This is a genomic window from Muribaculum sp. (genome assembly GCF_029051885.1).
GTDB lineage: Bacteria > Bacteroidota > Bacteroidia > Bacteroidales > Muribaculaceae > Muribaculum.
On the sequence record NZ_JAIDKI010000111.1, the window covers coordinates 1 to 16,676 of the forward strand.

Below are 16,676 nucleotides of genomic sequence, written 5' to 3' on the forward strand. Positions count from 1 at the left end.
CTCCCTCTCTGCGCGAACACATCTGCACGACGCTTGACCGCCCCAGCGTTAACAAATATTGGTGAACGGGGTCTTAAGAGCTTGTTTAATAATACACGCCTTCACCACATATCGAAAATCGGCCCAAGCTATAGCCCCCTGGCGGCAACACTTATTGCTCAACAAGCTATATATCAGTCCAACTCTTTCTCACTCTACCCCTTATGTTTGAGAAATCAGCGCACAAAAAAAGCCGTTGGTTATGTCATAAGACACAGCCAACGGCTTTTTTTGTGTGCGCTCGGGGGGACTCGAACCCCCACGACGGAAGTCACCAGATCCTAAGTCTGGCGCGGCTACCAATTACGCCACGAGCGCCAATGCGGATGCAAAGATACGCATTTATTTACTACAATCCAATAGATTAATCGCGTTTTACGCAAGCATACATTGATAATATCGAAAAACAGGATATTCAGCAGTCCATTATGCCTGTATTTGCAATTAATTGCGTATCTTTGTCGCAGTTTTCCCTATGGCCTGGTAGTTCAACGGATAGAATAGAGGTTTCCTAAACCTTAGATAGGGGTTCGATTCCCCTCCGGGCTACACCATCCTCCCCCACCCCATTTATGGATATCACCGCCTCATTGCAGGAACATCATATGCTCGGCGTGGCCATCGGAGCCGCCACATTTCTGATTATTGGATTGTTTCACCCACTTGTAATCAAAGGACACTATTACTTCGGCACAGCATGCCGCTGGTGGTTTCTTGTAGCCGGAATAATATTCATGGTTCTTGCCGTAGCTGTAGCCGATGTACTATGGTCAAGCCTGCTCGGTGTAGTGGCATTTTCATCACTGTGGAGCATAAAAGAAGTTGTCGAGCAGGAGCAGCGAGTACGTAAAGGATGGTTTCCGTCTAATCCAAAGCGTCGCGACACAAACACCGACAAGTCACGCATCGGATAAATCCATTACCGACTATACACTTCCCCTACCTACTAATGATACAGGTCTCGCATCAGATGCCGCGCGACTTAAGATACTCATCGTAGGAACGTATGTAATCCTCCTCGTCATAACCGTGTGACGCAAGCACCATACACACGGCACCGGAGCTAAAATCATCAAGAGTACGCCATATTCCCACCGGCACCAGCACACCCTCATACGGATGATTCAACAGAAACGAGCGTCGGTTCACTCCATCGTCCAGTGTAAGAGTGAACGAGCCGTTTATCGCAATAATCATTTCCTGACACTCCTTATGCGCATGTCCGCCACGACACTCCCCGCCCGGCACATCATACACCCAATAGGCACGCTGTATGTCAAACGGCAGGTCGGTTCCTGACTGCGCCACAGTAAGATTGCCCCTGCGGTCGGCAATCTTGCAGAACGGTGTTATCCTGATATCTTCAACTCTTGTCATTGTCGGGAAAATCAAATTCGGAATTCATTAATAATAGAAGCAATCTCACGGGCATCATCCACCGATGTGCATGCAGGCGATACCGGGAGGCTCACCACCTCACGTGCCAGACGCTCCGCTACAGGCATGTTGCAACCGGCCAAATCCGGATAGCACTTCTGACGATGGGGCGGACACGGATAATGCACCAGCGTCTCCACCCCACGCGATAGAAGATAGCTCCGCAACTCGTCGCGCCACGGAGCAGTCACCACGTACTGGTGGTATACATGTCTGTCGGGCCCTGCCTCAGGCTTCAATACCAGCGGGTTGGCAATCTCCGTATCATATATTGCCGCAATCGCCCGCCGGCGGTCATTTTCTTCATCGGTGTGCGCCAGCTTCACACGTATCATTGCAGCCTGTATCGGGTCGAGACGGGAGTTGGCGCCAAGATGGTCGAAATAGTATGTCCTGCTCCCTGCGCCATAATTGCGCAGCGACCGCAACATATCAGCAAGTTCGATGTCATCGGTAGTCACCGCACCTGCATCGCCAAGCGCACCTACATTTTTTGTCGGATAGAAACTGAAACACCCGGCATCGCCCAACGTGCCACAGCACCGCCCGTCGGCGAGCGACGCCCCTATAGCCTGAGCCACATCCTCGATGACAAGCAATCCGTTGGCCGAAGCAAAATCCGCAATACGATTGTCCCAGGCCGGACGACCGTAAAGATGCACAGGCATGATGCCACGCGTACGCGGCGTCAGAGCCATCTCAAGCAAGGAAGTGTCAATATTATGGGTAGAGGCATCAGCGTCGACAAGCACCGGCTTCAGACCGGCGGTACTCACCGCCAGCACCGATGCGAAATATGTGTTGGCCGGCACAATCACCTCATCGCCGGGCGACATACGCCCCAGCTCAATCCATGCCATAAGGGTAAGCCTAAGCGCGTCGAGACCGCTCGCCACCCCTACGGCATGACGTGTGCCCACAAGCCCTGCCAGCTCATGCTCCAGCTCCTCTACTTCAGTACCGCCGATATATCGGCCGCTGTCGATTACACGCGCGCAAGCATCTTTCAGAGCCGCGGCATAAGGGGCATTTACTTTTCCTAAATCAAGAAATGGATAATGCTTGGCCATATAGACTGACTTTACCGTGGATTGGGTCCGTCATTGGCAAGCTGCACGAGGTATGCGCCATAGGCATTCCCCGAAAGCGGGGCCGCAATCTCAAGAAGCTGCTCGGCTGTGATAAACCCACGGCGGAAAGCAATCTCCTCAAGCGCCGCAATCTGAAATCCCTGACGCTTCTCGATGGCAGCCACAAAATTCGACGCCTCAAGCAACGAGTCGACAGTACCAGTATCGAGCCATGCGAATCCACGTCCGAATTTCTTCACGCTCAGACGGTTCTGCCCGAGATAATTCATATTGACCGACGTAATCTCAAGCTCGCCTCTGGCCGAAGGCTTTACCTCCGATGCCACCTTCACCACATCGTTGGGATAGAAATACAGGCCGACAACGGCATAATCCGACGACGGGAATTCAGGTTTTTCCTGTATGTCTATGGCTTTTCCCGACTCATCGAAACTTACCACACCGTAGCGCTCGGGATCCTGCACCTGATAGGCGAATACCACTGCATCACGCTGCTCTTTCACTATACGCGAGGCGTCGTTGAGCATTCCGCTGAAGCCCTGCCCGTAGAATATGTTGTCGCCGAGCACAAGCACCACGTCATCATCTCCGATAAAGTCCTTACCGATAATAAACGCCTGGGCAAGCCCCTCGGGACGCGGCTGCTCGGCATATTCGAATCTTACGCCGAGGCGGCTGCCGTCGCCAAGCAGACGCCTGAACGCAGGCAGGTCGTCGGGAGTCGATATAATCAGTATATCACGTATGCCCGCGAGCATCAGCACCGACACAGGATAGTATACCATCGGCTTATCATATATCGGAAGCAACTGCTTTGACACTCCTGTTGTCACAGGATAGAGACGAGTGCCGGCACCACCGGCGAGAACTATACCTTTCATATTATGGTCATGTTATATATCTATAACGCCGCCACTGCTGTTTATGGTGTGGCATTTATAAAAATTTCACCTTCCTGCCTCAAGACGCGATATACATTCCCCAACATACGGAGTAGGCTTCAACGCCTGTGCCCTGCGGAAATAATGCAGGGCGTCGACAGCCTTACCATTGTCCTTGCAGTAGTTGCCGAGATAAAGCAGGGCGGTATAATTGTCAGGATATATCGCAAGCACATTCCTGTAGGTGGTCATTGCCCCTTCATAGTCGCCGTTAAGCAACTGGCCCTGCGCGAGAGCGAGCATAAAATCAGCATTGTCGGGAGCACCCGACAGCATTATACGACTGTACTTCTCTATCTCCGGAGCATTACGGCGGAAAAGATAATATTGCAGCAGCTGCTTGTCAATACTGCGTCCGAGCCACCTCTGCCGCTCCTTAAGCAATAACAGAAACTTCTCATACTGCGATGTCTCTCCGAGCGAGAAACTCACACGCTGCACTCCATAAAGCAGCGAGTCGACAGGCACCAGATTGGCCTGCGCCTTCTGGGCAAGCGCAATCTCATAGTCAGGCAGCGAGCGCATTCCGGCTGTCACTATCGCATGGGCATACGTGTCGCATACCTTAGGCTGCTCCTCAAGCATCAGCTCGTACATGGCCGCGGCATTGGCCCACTCCCTGTATCTGAAGAAGCGCTCGGCCTTCACAGCCGTCGCCTCATAACTGCGACGCTGAGTCGAGGGCGGAGTATCAGCCGACAGGCAGGCCGGGGCAACCGAGATTGCAGCAATGACCCACATACATATTTTTGTCCGCAATAGTTTCATCCTGAAAATGCTTTTCGTATATTTGCAAAATGGAACCGGAATAATCCTGTTTGAAATCCAAATTTACAAATATATTGCAATGAGAACAAAATATAATCGCATACTTTTGAAACTTAGCGGCGAATCTCTCGCCGGAGGCAAAGGTCACGGCATTGATACCGAGCGTCTGAACGCCTATGCCCAGCAGATAAGCGAAATCGTGGCCTCCGGAGTGCAGGTGGCGATTGTAATCGGCGGAGGCAACATATTCCGTGGCCTCCAGGGAGCCTCCAAGGGCTTCGACCGTGTAAAAGGCGACCAGATGGGCATGCTTGCCACAGTCATCAACTCGCTTGCTCTCAGCTCGGCACTCGGTGCCGTAGGGCAGCCGGCCAAGGTCTACACAGCCATCAACATGTTCCCCATCGGAGAGCATTACAGCAAATGGCGCGCAATCGAATCGATGGAGCGTGGTGAAGTAGCCATAATATCAGGCGGCACAGGCAACCCGTTCTTTACCACCGACACAGGCTCTGCTCTGCGAGGCATCGAAGTGGAAGCCGATGTGATGCTCAAAGGCACACGCGTCGACGGCATATACACCGCCGACCCTGAAAAAGACCCAACCGCCACAAAATTCTCGGAAATCACATACGACGAAGTGTACACACGCGGCCTTAAGGTAATGGACCTCACAGCAACCGCACTCTGCAAGGAAAACGGACTGCCCATTATCGTATTCGACATGGACACTCCCGGAAATCTCGCCCGTGTACTCTCCGGCGAACCTATCGGCACACTCGTCTACTAAATCGACAATTCAAAACATATATAAAATGGAAGTAAAAGACTATCTCGACCCCGCTGAGGAAAAAATGGAGATGGCCGTGGCCTATCTCGACGAGTCGCTGGCCCATATACGCGCAGGCAAAGCCAATCCGAGAATTCTCGACGGCATACGCGTGGAGTATTATGGCAGCGCTGTGCCCATCTCCAATGTCGCCAACATCTCCGTGCCCGATGCACGCACAATCGTCATCACTCCCTGGGAAAAAGCGATGTTCAAAGAAATCGAGCGAAGCATCATCAACTCCGAAGTAGGCATAACCCCTGAGAACAACGGCGAAGTAATACGCCTCTCGATACCGCCGCTCACCGAAGAGCGCCGTAAAAACCTCGTAAAGCAGTCGAAAGCCGAGGCCGAAAACGCCAAGGTTTCTGTGCGCAACGCCCGCCGCGACGCCATCGACGGCCTCAAGAAAGCAGTAAAGCAGGGCATGCCCGAGGATGTGGAGAAAGACGCCGAAGCACAGGCCCAGAAGCTCCATGACAAGTATCTCAAGAAAATCGACGATCTCTTCGCCGCAAAAGAAAAAGAGATTCTTACCGTATAATCCACTTTACCACCTATATGACATGAAGGAGATGCCCCTGCGCATCTCCTTTTTTTGTCGGTGCCGGAAACGGACAAATTGGCAGAAGGATTATAGAAATTTAACAGCAATACGGAGTGGCACGTGTTTTGCCATGTGTTATATATAGAATGAATAACCAAAACAGACCCATGGATACCAAGACAGGAAAAATCGGGGTAACGACCGACAATATCTTCCCCGTTATCAAGAAATTTCTATACTCCGACCACGAGATATTTCTGCGCGAGCTGGTGAGCAACGCCATCGACGCCACACAGAAGCTGCGCACACTCTCCTCGTTTGGTGAGTACAAAGGCACGCTCGACGACATGAACGTGCGCGTGACAATCGACAAAGAGGCCGGAACCCTCACCGTGAGCGACCACGGCATAGGCATGACAGCCGAAGATATCGACAAATACATCAACCAGATTGCATTCTCAGGCGCAGAAGAGTTTCTGGCAAAGTACAAGGACCGTGCAGAGAATATAATCGGACACTTCGGACTCGGATTCTACTCGGCGTTTATGGTGGCCAAGAAAGTCGAGATACGCACTCTCAGCTACAAGGAAGGCGCTCAGGCCATGATGTGGAGCTGCGACGGTTCGCCGGAGTACACCATGCAGCCGATTGAGAAGAAAGAGCGCGGTACCGACATCGTGCTATACATCGACGATGACAACAAGGACTTCCTCGAGCAGCCGCGTATCGACACTCTGCTCAAGAAATACTGCCGGTTCCTCCCTGTACCTGTAATCTCCGGAAAGGAACAGGAGTGGAAGGACGGAAAGATGACCGATACCGACCGCGACAACGTAATCAACAACACCGAACCGGCATGGACCAAAAAGCCGGCCGAGCTTACCGACGAGGATTACCGCTCGTTTTATCGCGAACTGTATCCCGGACAGGACGATCCCCTCTTCTGGATACACCTCAACGTAGACTATCCTTTCACACTGACAGGCATACTCTATTTCCCGAAAATAAAGAGCAACATCGACATCAACCGCCAGGGACGCATACAGCTCTACTGCAACCAGGTGTTTGTCACCGACTCGGTAGAGGGTGTAGTGCCTGAGTTCATGATGCTCATGCAGGGTGTCATCGACAGTCCCGACATTCCGCTCAACGTAAGCCGTTCATATCTGCAGAGCGACTCGGCCGTAAAGAAGATCTCGGGCTACATCACCCGTAAGGTAGCCGACCGTCTCGACGAGATTTTCACACAGAACCGCGCCGACTTCGAGGCCAAGTGGGACGACATCAAGATTTTCATCGAGTATGGCATGCTTACCGACGAAAAATTTGCCGACCGCGCCAAGAAATTTGTGCTTCTCAAGGACACCGAGGGCAAATTCTTCACTCTCGACGAATACAAAGCTCTTATCGAGCCGACACAGACCGACAAGGACGGAACTACCGTATATCTCTACACCACCGACCCCACTGCCCAGTACAACTATATCAACGCAGCCACCGAGCGCGGCTACGATGTGCTGGTGATGGACGGCCAGCTCGACTCCCACTTCATCGGACTGCTTGAACAGAAAGTCGAGAAGAGCCGGTTCGTGCGCGTGGACTCCGACGTCATCGACAATCTGATTGCCAAGGAAGACCGCAAGGTAGCCGACCTCACTCCATTGCAGCGCAACGAACTCACCACCATATTCCGCTCGCAGATTCCCGCTGTCGACAAGGCCGAATTCCTCGTCAGCTTCGAGGCACTCTCGCCCACTGCCGCTCCGGTGATGATAACCCAGAACGAGTACATGCGCCGTATGAAAGACATGGCGGCTATGCAGCCCGGCATGGCATTCTACGCCGAGATGCCCGACAGCTACAACCTCATCGTAAACACCGAGCACCGGCTTATCAAGGAGATACGCGACGCCGCAGCCAAGGCTCTTGATGCCAAGGTGCAGCCTGTAGAGGCCGATATCGAAGCTGCCAACGCCGAGATTACTCGCCTGCGCGACGCGGCAAAAGCAGCCGGCGACAAGACCGATGCCGAGACCGACAAACAGCTCGCCGACCTCGAAAAGAAGGTAAGCGAACTCCGCGACGGAGAAAACAAGACAATCGCCGACTTCGCGGCCACACAGCCCAGAGTAAAACAGCTCATCGACCTGGCTCTGCTCGGCAACGGACTGCTCCGCGGCTCCGACCTGTCGTCATTCATCTCGCGTTCCGTTGAGCTGATGTGATTTCCCTTTGATATAAAAGCGCGTATGGCATTCTGTCAATGATGCCATACGCGCTTTTTCTATCGCGACTTATCAATTACAGTCCTTATTCTATTGTTATCTTACGGACATCGATGCCCCGGGCGCTCCATATGCCGTAACCGCCTTCGATATTGCCATGCATCGGAATAGTGCCGGCAAGAAATATATTGCCCCCGAATGCAGTGAAATCATCATATTCGTGCCAGAAACGCCACACCTCAGGAGCTATTGACGTCAGCGCCACCATAATGGTGCGCCCGGTACGGAAATAAGGAGTATAGTTTCCTCCGTCAGTATCCGTGCTCGGACGATACACCGTAAGAGTCACCGCTCCATCGCCTACCGATGACGATGCCTCATAAGCGCCCATGAAGCAAGGAAGCATCCTGCCGCTAAGCGACGGATCATACACCGCCAGCTGATAGCATCTATCCCCGCCTCTGTCGGGAACAAAAGTAAGCGACACCTCACGAAGGGTGTCGGAGTCGGCCACCGGAGTCACATCTATATGGCTTATATCTACCGGATAAGGCATAGTACACGACGATACTATCCTGTGCCCGTCATACTCCGCGGTTATGGTATAGGTACGCCCCGGCACACCCGTAATCTGCGCGGTGGTATACACAAACGGCGGGGTCATACTGTTGTCGATACGTCCTATCATAGTCTCGGTGCGCTCGCCGTCGGATATAGTCACTTTGGCCCAACGCACTACAAGGTCGGCCAAAACAGTTGACTCGGTCGACATAGGCGAAAAACTGCGGGTGAGAATCACAGTCGGATGTCCGCCCGAATCAATCCACCCTTCTACCACAAGACGGCCCGCGCCTGCTGTATCATCGTCGATAGTCTTCTGGCATGACGCAAGCACAAGACATGAAAACACAATATAAAATAATCTCTTCATTCAGAAACGCATTACATATGCAATCGATGGCATAAATTTATATAGCGACGAGGCCTCCCTGCGGGCAAACACATTCTCATCGGTATCATAACCGAATGTCACTATCGACACATTATTGTGTCCATAGGCATTGATTACCGACAACACAAGCATATTGTCGATACCTGGCCATTGCTTAATCCGGAAACTCCACGATGCCGACAGGTCAAGCCTGTGATAAGGCGGCATACACCGTGAATTACGCTCGCCATACTCCGAAATCACATTTTCGCCGATAAGGTACAGAGCCGTGACCGGAGTCACCGGTCGCCCGGTGGCATAGGTCCATACGGCATCAAGCCCCACCGACCCGCTAAGGCGGTAATGTGCCTGCACCGTAGCCGACAGGCGTTGCTCGACAGCGGCTGTCACCCAGTCACTCCCGATTGAGGGGAAGCGCCGTTGCGCACGTCCCCAGGCAAGCGACACGGAGCCGGTAAGGCGTCCTGCCACTTTCGAGGCCATGAATCCGAGGCCATAATTGCGGCCGTCGCCGGTTATGATATGCTCCATGCTGTCATAATCGGCATCAAGCAGTGTGATGGTAGTACCGTCATACTCCGAAGCCCCGCTGAGCCGCTTGTAATATATGTCGGCCGACAACTCCCAGCCGGCATTGTCAGGAGCATACATCCAGGAGGCGGCCAGTGTGCGTGCTCTCTGCGCTTTGAGCGAGCGGGATGCGGCAAGCCAGAAATTGGATGCAAGCCCGATATCGCTGAACCCGACCTGATGGAGTGTCTGTGTATAGCCCGAAGCGTGCAGGTTGAAAATACCGGCCCTTGAAGTCCACGAGAGCGTGACCATCGGATCGACAAACACGGGATGGTAATCCCGAGCGCCATACAGCGTAAGACTGCTCCCAACGGTAAGCCGCAGACTCTCTATCGGAGAGAGCTCCAATGCGATATGCCCGCGTGACGAGAATGAGTTGACACGCTCCGGACGTTGAGCGCTCCCATAGCCATAACCGTCGACCGATGCCCACTGCGGAATACCGGATATATGCGATGCGGAAGCACCCAGCAGAAGCCGCATGCCGGCACCGCCCCCGATATCGTAACCGCCATGTCCGCGTGTGCCGGTCTCTGTAATAGATGACGGCACTTTGGCCGATATGCGCGTCATCGACATGCCGAATGTGGAGCCGAAGGTAGAGCAATACAGATTCTGATGCCATTGGAAACGTGATGCCTTATGCTCCCACTCTGCGGCAGCCAGAAAATTATGCCAGCGGAAACGGGTGTCGAGGGCATAGCGCTTGTTGGCGGTAGCAAGGAAGTCGCGGTTGTAAAACATATGTAGCCCCAGTCGGTCGGATTTTCCGGCGTCAAAGCGGGCGGTAAGATTATAATCGTTGAATCCGTAGTCGATATCGGTCGAATTGTCCTTGAGCACGCCGCCATACAGGGCGTTGATATAACTCAACCTGGCCGAGGCTGTAATGTCGGCCCTCTTACCCATAGGCGCCGACACCGTGGCGCTGCTTGCCAGCAGACCTACATTGACCACTCCGCGTAGCCGTTCCGTGAGACCACGTCGGGGAGAGAATTCGATACGGCCGCCAAGACGCGATGGCATGTCGGGTGTATGCACTGACTTCTCCAGTCTTACCACAGGATAATGCTCGGAATTGAATACCGAGAATATGCCGCCGAAATGATAAGGGAAAAACACCGGAGCGCCACCTATGCCGTAGTAAGTGTGGGAATATTCGGTACCGTCGACAGATACTCCCGAAGCATAATCTCCGGCCGACGATATGCCCGGCAAAGTGCCTATCCAGCGCATGGCGTCAGCTTCTCCGAAAGCTCTCATCCGCTGCCCGGTGACAGTGGCATCGAGTGTCACCGCACCGTCGGCCGACAGGCGTGCCGGCCTGCGCGACCGCGCCTCGACCGTCACCTCTTCAAGCGTGACATCACTGTCGGGATACCCTATGCTGTCGGGGCTTGAGAAAACGGTCTCACTCCTGCCCGGGAGAGTCCCGATACATAAAAGCGGGAGCCACGCTGAACGCGCGACTCCTGCCATTAATCGTAGATATGTCGATATTGATTTCAAATCTCAACAATCAATCGAGCCCGAATGCGGCACGATATGTATTTATGATACCGTTAATTGCATTGATAGATCCGTTGAGGGCACCGGTGTCGATAAAGTCGCCAAACGACATAGCCGCTCCACCGGCAAGCGATACCAGAGGATCTACGTCATACCATGTATATCCCCATGATGTGTGGGGCATCGCTCCCCACGTGATAGTGCCCTGCTCGTAGGAGGTGTTGCCGAAACTCAGGGTTGTGGTCACACTGCTGTTGAGCGCTGCAGCAAAGGCATTCACTTCCTGAAGCACCTCTTCATCATAATCGCTGTTGGCAACAATAGCCTTCAGAGAAGTACATGAGGAGTTGATTTGTATACGGTCGAGGAGATCAACCTTGGCAGTAGCACCCTTGAAGAGGTTGTCGATCTGTGCCACAATGGCATCCTGGCCGGCGTTGCCGAGCTGTTCCAGCATCTGACGGTTGCAGAGATTGGAGCCTTTGACCTCGGCTACAGAATAAAGTACACGCGACGAACCGATAGATGCATTGCATTTCTCAGAGATGCTTGTATCGGTACCCGTAACATCAGCGTTTGCAGTGATATTGGCAAGTTGTGCCGACGACTTGACAGCAAATGTGTGTGCGCTCTCGCTGTAGTTGCTCTCGACCACTGCCTTTATTGCATTGTCACCGTTATGCGACATCACAAATGTCATCTTGGCAGGCACATTAACAGTCCAGTTGTTGGTAATTTCCGTGTCGTTTGACACCCACACCTGGTTTTTGTCATCCCAATAACCGTCGTAATCATAATCAGTCGTAACAAACTTTCCTGTCCAGCTCTCGCCGCTGACAGTCAGCGAAACCTCGACACGGTCTTTTTCGGAACGGAATATTATGGCATTGGAGCTGTCGGCAGTCTTGGCCCATACATATTCTTCCTCTTCGTCATCATAGACCGGAGTATACACTCCGAGATAATCACGCGGATTGACAGTGAAACTGTTGGATACCTGCTGCACGGCACGTGATATGCCGGCGTAATCGCCATTCTCGGTGTTCTGGGCCATAGCGCGAGTAGCTTTTGCCAGCGCATGTGAATAGCCCATATCTGAATTCTGACCGGCAACTCCATAGGAATCAAGCACATTGGCGATGGCCATCAGCGACTCTACAGCACTTCTCTGCTCCTGAGGATTGCAGAGCTGCTTAAGTTGGGTAGCAGTACCCTCGATATACTGTCCGGCCTGAGAAGGAGTCATTACTCCGGTTACGGTGGGGTCTACAGCTCCAGGCTCGGTAGAGGGTGGAGTGACTGTACCATGTATCCCGTCTGTACTGGTAAGAATGTCATCACTGTCTGAAGACCCGCATGCGGCAAAAGTACCTCCGATAAGGCCTGATAAGGCCCAGACAGCAACCTTTCTTGATATTTCCATGTGTGTAATATAAATTATGGTTTATTAAATTCTATGCCGCAAAGAAAACGATTTTTTAGTGTTTTTATAATATATCTAATGTTAAATATCGGTTACAGCATCCTATTTAACATTCGTTAATCAATCCATCATCATGTAAGACCCCGTTCACCAATATTTGTTAACGCTGGGGCGGTCAAGCGTCGTGCAGATGTGTTCGCGCAGTGAGGGAGCAATGCGGTTGCATTGTGACCGAAACAAGCGGACGCAGATGCATGACGATTGGCCGTGGCGATGGTAATTTCTGCCACGGACTGCTGAGAATAAGACCCCATTTCCGAATATATGAAAAAGCCACAGTCATCACGACTATGGCTTTCCCGAAAAATTTAGTGAATGTTGATTGTGCGATATCGTTTAAATTGTACGGAAGCGGAAAAAATCAGTAAGATATACTGAAGCGCCTCAGACAACAATTTACATCTTAAAGTATTATTTTCAAGCGATTAGAGATTTTACCGACATATATCATACAGTTGAGCCATACATATACAGGAACAGCCGCAAGCCATACGGCTCCGGCACAACCCCAACCGGGTAAAAATATCTCTGTATCGACATAGTTTTATGTTAGTTATATACTTATTATAAGCCGCAGAGCGGCAGTCGAATGTCTCATGACCTGGAGAAGAGAGAAGTATCCTGCGACGTACGGGATACAATCAATTAATTTCAATGTGTTGCCACAAAGGTATATGTTTTTCTCCGACAATGCAAGCATTTATGCTATTCTTTTTGTTCTATAAATAATCCGTATAAAGAATCAACAATAATCTGCTTTATGTATCTGTCAACAACTGCCGTACTTCCCCGATTGCGTTTTCATAAGATGGACTATAGCTCTGTCGACACAATCAGACATCTTCTGGCACGTTCCCACAGCCGAACATGCGACTATACCCTCGCAGGAATGATAATGTGGGCACACTATTTCAACTATGAATATACCATTGTCGGCAACACCCTGTTTGTGAAAGGTGTAGAAGAGAATGACCGCTCTACTCCGGCATTCTCTATCCCCATCGGCGAGATGCCTCTGTCCGAGTCAGTAGCATTGCTTAAGGAATATTGCAGGGATGAAAATATTCCGCTTGTATTCTCAGCCGTCCCGGAGGACCGCGTAGAGGAGCTCAGGCAACTTGGCGACTGCCACGTCGAGGAATTGACTGACTGGGCCGACTATCTCTATAATGCCAGGGATCTCGCCACACTCCCCGGCAACCGCTACAGCAAAAAACGTAACCATGTGAACCGGTTTACCTCTGACCATCCCGGTACAACCCTCGTCGACCTCACACCGGAAATGGTGCCGCAGATAAAGGACTTCATTAACTCTCTGCCGCCCGACCGTGAGCATGTGACAGCTCAGATCGAGCGCAACGAAGTGATAAGGCTGCTCGACCATTGGGACTCGGTGCACATGGACGGAGCGGTATTGGTGACACCCGACCATGGTATCGTGGCATTCGCCATAGGAGAGGTCATCGCCGACACCCTTTATGTACATATCGAGAAAATGCTCCACGACATAAACGGCGCGGGAGAGACCATCAACAAAGAGTTTGCAGCCATGATGCTCGAACGCTATGGAGTGACCTTCATCAACCGCGAGGAGGATGCCGGCGACGAGGGACTGCGCCGCGCCAAAGAGTCGTACCATCCGCTCATGATGCTGCGCAAATATAATGTAGCATTCACCGACTGACCGAATTCCATCGCATTTTCCTCTGTAAGAGACCAAATAATTACGTATCTTTGTGGAAAATCACCTAACCTATCGCGCGATGAAGTATTTTATATCGGCAGGGGAGCCTTCGGGCGACCTCCATGCATCCGAACTGATTACAGCACTTATACAGACCGACAAATCTGCTGAGATATCATTTCTTGGCGGCGACCTCATGGCGTCTGCCGCAGGATGCGAGCCGGTAATCCACTATCGCGAGATGGCTTTCATGGGATTCAGCGAGGTATTGCGCCACCTACCACAGATTGCATCCAACATGAAGCGCGCACGTAAAGCCATCGACGATTTCCGCCCCGATGTGCTTGTGCTTGTCGACTATCCGAGCTTCAACCTCAAGCTCGCGGCCTACGCCAGGAAGCATGGGGTCAAGGTGGCATACTACATATCACCCAAAGTATGGGCCTGGAAAGAGTGGAGAGTAAAAGAGATACGACGCCTGGTCGACAGGATGTGCTGCATACTCCCCTTCGAGCCGGCATTCTACCGCGACCGCCACGACTACGAAGCAGCCTACGTAGGCAATCCGTCGGTAAAGGAGGTCGACGAAAGACTGGCCCGCGCATCATCGCGGGAAGAATTTCTGCGGCGCCACAATCTCCCCGACCGCCCGATAATAGCGCTCGTGCCCGGCAGCCGCCGCAGCGAAATCAAAAACAATCTTCAGATAATGGAAGCGGCCGCGGCCATGTATCCCGACTATATGCCGGTCGTGGCAGCCGCTCCGGGCATCGACCTTTCATACTACGGATATTACCTTACACCGGGCATACCGCTTGTAAGCGGCGACACGTTCGAGCTTATGCACCACGCCGAGGTGGCGCTTGTGACATCAGGCACAGCCACTCTGGAGTGTGCCCTGATAGGTACTCCCCAGGTGGTATGCTACAGAGCAAACGGCAGCAGGCTCTCCTATAAAATAATGGAGAAGTTGCTGAAGATACCCTATGTATCGCTCCCCAACCTGATTGCCGGGAAAAAGATAATACCGGAAATGCTTGTGCACATGTGCACACCCTCACTGGTAGGGCGCGAGCTCGGCAATATACTCCCGGGACGTCCGGGCCACGACAACCAGCTCGAAGGATACCGCGAGATGCGCGCTATTCTCGGCACCGACGATGCCCCGGCTACAGCCGCAGACATAATATATCAACTCGCAAACCGACAGCAAAAATGACACCCGACACCCCGGACAATACCATAAGCACCCCGCCGGCCATGAGCTGGGACCGACTCATCTGCGACAAGCGGTTCGGACTGGAACACTACCACGACGCGCGCAGCGGCATACGCAGCGACTTCCAGCGCGATTTCGACCGCCTGGTGTTCTCATCGCCATTCCGCCGTCTGCAAAACAAGACCCAGGTGTTCCCGCTACCGGGTTCGGTATTTGTCCACAACCGCCTGACCCACTCCATGGAAGTGGCCTCGGTAGGGCGCAGTCTGGCCAATGAAATCACCCGCGAACTGCGCAAGCGGCATGCCTCGGAGCCATGGGTAGGAAAACTCGACGCTATCGACGAAATAGTCGGCGCCGCATGCCTCGCCCACGACCTCGGCAATCCGCCATTCGGACATTCGGGCGAAAAAGCCATATCCACATTCTTCAGCGAAGGGGAGGGAGCGGTGTTGCGCCCTATGCTCACCGCCGAGCAATGGGCCGACATAACCCACTTCGAGGGTAATGCCAACTCGTTCCGGCTGCTCACCCATCAGTTCAACGGACGACGCCCGGGAGGCTTCGCCATGACCTACTCCATGCTCGCATCGATTGTAAAGTATCCCTATGAATCGTCGCTCGCCGGCGACAACGGAAAGTTCGGGTTCTTCACCACCGAAATACCTACCTTCCGACGCATAGCCGACGAGCTTGGCCTTATCGCCCTACCCGCGCCGGAAGGCCGCACGCGTTATTGCCGCCATCCGCTCGTCTACATAGTGGAAGCCGCCGACGACATCTGCTACCAGGTGATGGACATGGAGGACGCCCACAAGCTGCACGTGGTCAGCACCCGCGAGGTGACCGACATGTTTCTCGGATTCTTCACCGAGGAGCGACGCGCGCGCATGATGGAGATAATGGACAAGGTGGCCGACCCCAATGAGAAAATCGCCTACATGCGGTCGTGTGTCATAGGCACGCTCGTGAGCCAGTGTGCGCGCACGTTCCTCGACAACGAGGAGGCGATACTGCGCGGTGCATTCACCGGCTCGCTGCTCGACCATATCGATGAACTCGAGCGCTCGGGCTACCGCAACTGTTCGGCACTGGCCTGGAAAAAAATCTATTGTGCGGGCGATGTAGTCGACATTGAGCTCGCCGGCAACCGCATCATATCGTTCCTGCTCGAGAAACTGATACATGCCGTGCGCAATCCCTCGCTCAACTACTCGGAGCTGCTGCTGAGCAAAGTGCCGCAGCAGTACGACACCGCGGCCCCAACCCTGTTTGGAAGAATACAGGCCGTGCTCGACCATATGTCGGCGATGACCGACGTATATGCCCTCGACCTGTTCCGCAAACTCAACGGCCACTCTCTGCCGGCCGTCTAAGCA

The 16,676-nt window shown here is 52.8% G+C and carries 14 protein-coding genes and 2 tRNA genes; 8 read left to right on the plus strand and 8 right to left on the minus strand.

The window, feature by feature from the left end; all coding sequences use genetic code 11:
* Positions 1-275 precede the first annotated feature (275 nt).
* Positions 276-357 (minus strand) — tRNA-Leu (locus tag K2I50_RS04765).
* Between the two features lie 159 nt (positions 358-516).
* Between K2I50_RS04765 and K2I50_RS04770 the strand changes: the two genes are divergently transcribed.
* Both K2I50_RS04770 and K2I50_RS04775 read left to right on the plus strand, forming a co-directional pair.
* Positions 517-588: transfer RNA gene (locus K2I50_RS04770), tRNA-Arg, on the plus strand.
* A 23-nt stretch (positions 589-611) separates the two neighbouring features.
* Complete coding sequence (locus K2I50_RS04775; RefSeq protein ID WP_301025080.1) at positions 612-953, plus strand: DUF4491 family protein; 342 nt, start codon at positions 612-614, stop codon at positions 951-953.
* A gap of 52 nt (positions 954-1,005) precedes the next feature.
* Here the strand turns inward: K2I50_RS04775 and K2I50_RS04780 are convergent, their stop codons facing one another.
* The 4 genes from K2I50_RS04780 to K2I50_RS04795 form a co-directional block, all read right to left on the minus strand.
* Positions 1,006-1,416 carry a sugar 3,4-ketoisomerase gene (locus K2I50_RS04780; protein ID WP_301025081.1) on the minus strand — a complete coding sequence of 137 codons (411 nt, stop codon included), beginning with the start codon at positions 1,414-1,416 and terminating at the stop codon, positions 1,006-1,008.
* An 11-nt stretch (positions 1,417-1,427) separates the two neighbouring features.
* Positions 1,428-2,546, minus strand: coding sequence for a DegT/DnrJ/EryC1/StrS family aminotransferase (locus K2I50_RS04785; RefSeq protein WP_301025082.1), 1,119 nt, complete (start codon positions 2,544-2,546; stop codon positions 1,428-1,430).
* Positions 2,547-2,557: 11 nt separating this feature from the next.
* Positions 2,558-3,448, minus strand: coding sequence for a glucose-1-phosphate thymidylyltransferase RfbA (gene rfbA, locus K2I50_RS04790; RefSeq protein WP_301025083.1), 891 nt, complete (start codon positions 3,446-3,448; stop codon positions 2,558-2,560).
* Between the two features lie 66 nt (positions 3,449-3,514).
* A complete protein-coding gene (locus K2I50_RS04795; protein WP_301025084.1) occupies positions 3,515-4,249 on the minus strand; it encodes a tetratricopeptide repeat protein in 735 nt (244 codons plus the stop codon).
* Positions 4,250-4,355: 106 nt separating this feature from the next.
* Here K2I50_RS04795 and pyrH point away from each other — a divergent pair, with 106 nt between their 5' ends.
* The 3 genes from pyrH (at position 4,356) to htpG (ending at position 7,877) form a co-directional block, all read left to right on the plus strand.
* Entirely contained in the window at positions 4,356-5,066 is a 711-nt protein-coding gene (gene pyrH / locus K2I50_RS04800) for a UMP kinase (protein WP_068962133.1), read from the plus strand.
* Positions 5,067-5,091: 25 nt separating this feature from the next.
* The gene (gene frr, locus K2I50_RS04805) at positions 5,092-5,649 is read left to right on the plus strand and encodes a ribosome recycling factor (RefSeq protein WP_301025085.1); all 558 of its coding nucleotides are present in this window, start codon (positions 5,092-5,094) and stop codon (positions 5,647-5,649) included.
* Between the two features lie 170 nt (positions 5,650-5,819).
* Positions 5,820-7,877 carry a molecular chaperone HtpG gene (gene htpG, locus K2I50_RS04810; RefSeq protein ID WP_301025086.1) on the plus strand — a complete coding sequence of 686 codons (2,058 nt, stop codon included), beginning with the start codon at positions 5,820-5,822 and terminating at the stop codon, positions 7,875-7,877.
* 85 nt (positions 7,878-7,962) lie between these two features.
* Here the strand turns inward: htpG and K2I50_RS04815 are convergent, their stop codons facing one another.
* From K2I50_RS04815 to K2I50_RS04825, 3 genes are read right to left on the minus strand one after another with little or no spacing between them, the layout of a single operon-like run.
* Positions 7,963-8,808 carry a DUF4249 family protein gene (locus K2I50_RS04815; protein WP_301025087.1) on the minus strand — a complete coding sequence of 282 codons (846 nt, stop codon included), beginning with the start codon at positions 8,806-8,808 and terminating at the stop codon, positions 7,963-7,965.
* A complete protein-coding gene (locus K2I50_RS04820) occupies positions 8,809-10,881 on the minus strand; it encodes a TonB-dependent receptor (RefSeq protein ID WP_301025088.1) in 2,073 nt (690 codons plus the stop codon).
* Positions 10,882-10,921: 40 nt separating this feature from the next.
* On the minus strand, positions 10,922-12,334 hold the full coding sequence (locus tag K2I50_RS04825) for a hypothetical protein (protein WP_301025089.1): 1,413 nt from the start codon (positions 12,332-12,334) through the stop codon (positions 10,922-10,924).
* 820 nt (positions 12,335-13,154) lie between these two features.
* Between K2I50_RS04825 and K2I50_RS04830 the strand changes: the two genes are divergently transcribed.
* From K2I50_RS04830 to K2I50_RS04840, 3 genes are read left to right on the plus strand one after another with little or no spacing between them, the layout of a single operon-like run.
* On the plus strand, positions 13,155-14,078 hold the full coding sequence (locus tag K2I50_RS04830) for a DUF2156 domain-containing protein (RefSeq protein WP_301025090.1): 924 nt from the start codon (positions 13,155-13,157) through the stop codon (positions 14,076-14,078).
* 52 nt (positions 14,079-14,130) lie between these two features.
* Positions 14,131-15,297 (plus strand): lipid-A-disaccharide synthase, encoded by a 1,167-nt coding sequence (gene lpxB / locus K2I50_RS04835; RefSeq protein ID WP_301025091.1) that lies wholly within the window; start codon positions 14,131-14,133, stop codon positions 15,295-15,297.
* Between the two features lie 41 nt (positions 15,298-15,338).
* Positions 15,339-16,673 (plus strand): dGTP triphosphohydrolase, encoded by a 1,335-nt coding sequence (locus tag K2I50_RS04840; protein ID WP_301025120.1) that lies wholly within the window; start codon positions 15,339-15,341, stop codon positions 16,671-16,673.
* Positions 16,674-16,676: the final 3 nt, after the last annotated feature.

What these genes read in the sequence shown, in the direction of transcription:
- rfbA (WP_301025083.1), bottom strand. Translation starts at nt 3,448, where the DNA reads ATGAAAGGTATAGTTCTCGCCGGTGGTGCCGGCACTCGTCTCTATCCT.
- pyrH (WP_068962133.1), top strand. Translation starts at nt 4,356, where the DNA reads ATGAGAACAAAATATAATCGCATACTTTTGAAACTTAGCGGCGAATCT.
- K2I50_RS04795 (WP_301025084.1), bottom strand. Translation starts at nt 4,249, where the DNA reads ATGTGGGTCATTGCTGCAATCTCGGTTGCCCCGGCCTGCCTGTCGGCT.
- frr (WP_301025085.1), top strand. Translation starts at nt 5,092, where the DNA reads ATGGAAGTAAAAGACTATCTCGACCCCGCTGAGGAAAAAATGGAGATG.
- K2I50_RS04785 (WP_301025082.1), bottom strand. Translation starts at nt 2,546, where the DNA reads ATGGCCAAGCATTATCCATTTCTTGATTTAGGAAAAGTAAATGCCCCT.
- K2I50_RS04780 (WP_301025081.1), bottom strand. Translation starts at nt 1,416, where the DNA reads ATGACAAGAGTTGAAGATATCAGGATAACACCGTTCTGCAAGATTGCC.
- K2I50_RS04830 (WP_301025090.1), top strand. Translation starts at nt 13,155, where the DNA reads ATGTATCTGTCAACAACTGCCGTACTTCCCCGATTGCGTTTTCATAAG.
- K2I50_RS04775 (WP_301025080.1), top strand. Translation starts at nt 612, where the DNA reads ATGGATATCACCGCCTCATTGCAGGAACATCATATGCTCGGCGTGGCC.
- htpG (WP_301025086.1), top strand. Translation starts at nt 5,820, where the DNA reads ATGGATACCAAGACAGGAAAAATCGGGGTAACGACCGACAATATCTTC.
- K2I50_RS04840 (WP_301025120.1), top strand. Translation starts at nt 15,339, where the DNA reads ATGAGCTGGGACCGACTCATCTGCGACAAGCGGTTCGGACTGGAACAC.
- K2I50_RS04820 (WP_301025088.1), bottom strand. Translation starts at nt 10,881, where the DNA reads ATGGCAGGAGTCGCGCGTTCAGCGTGGCTCCCGCTTTTATGTATCGGG.
- K2I50_RS04815 (WP_301025087.1), bottom strand. Translation starts at nt 8,808, where the DNA reads ATGAAGAGATTATTTTATATTGTGTTTTCATGTCTTGTGCTTGCGTCA.
- K2I50_RS04825 (WP_301025089.1), bottom strand. Translation starts at nt 12,334, where the DNA reads ATGGAAATATCAAGAAAGGTTGCTGTCTGGGCCTTATCAGGCCTTATC.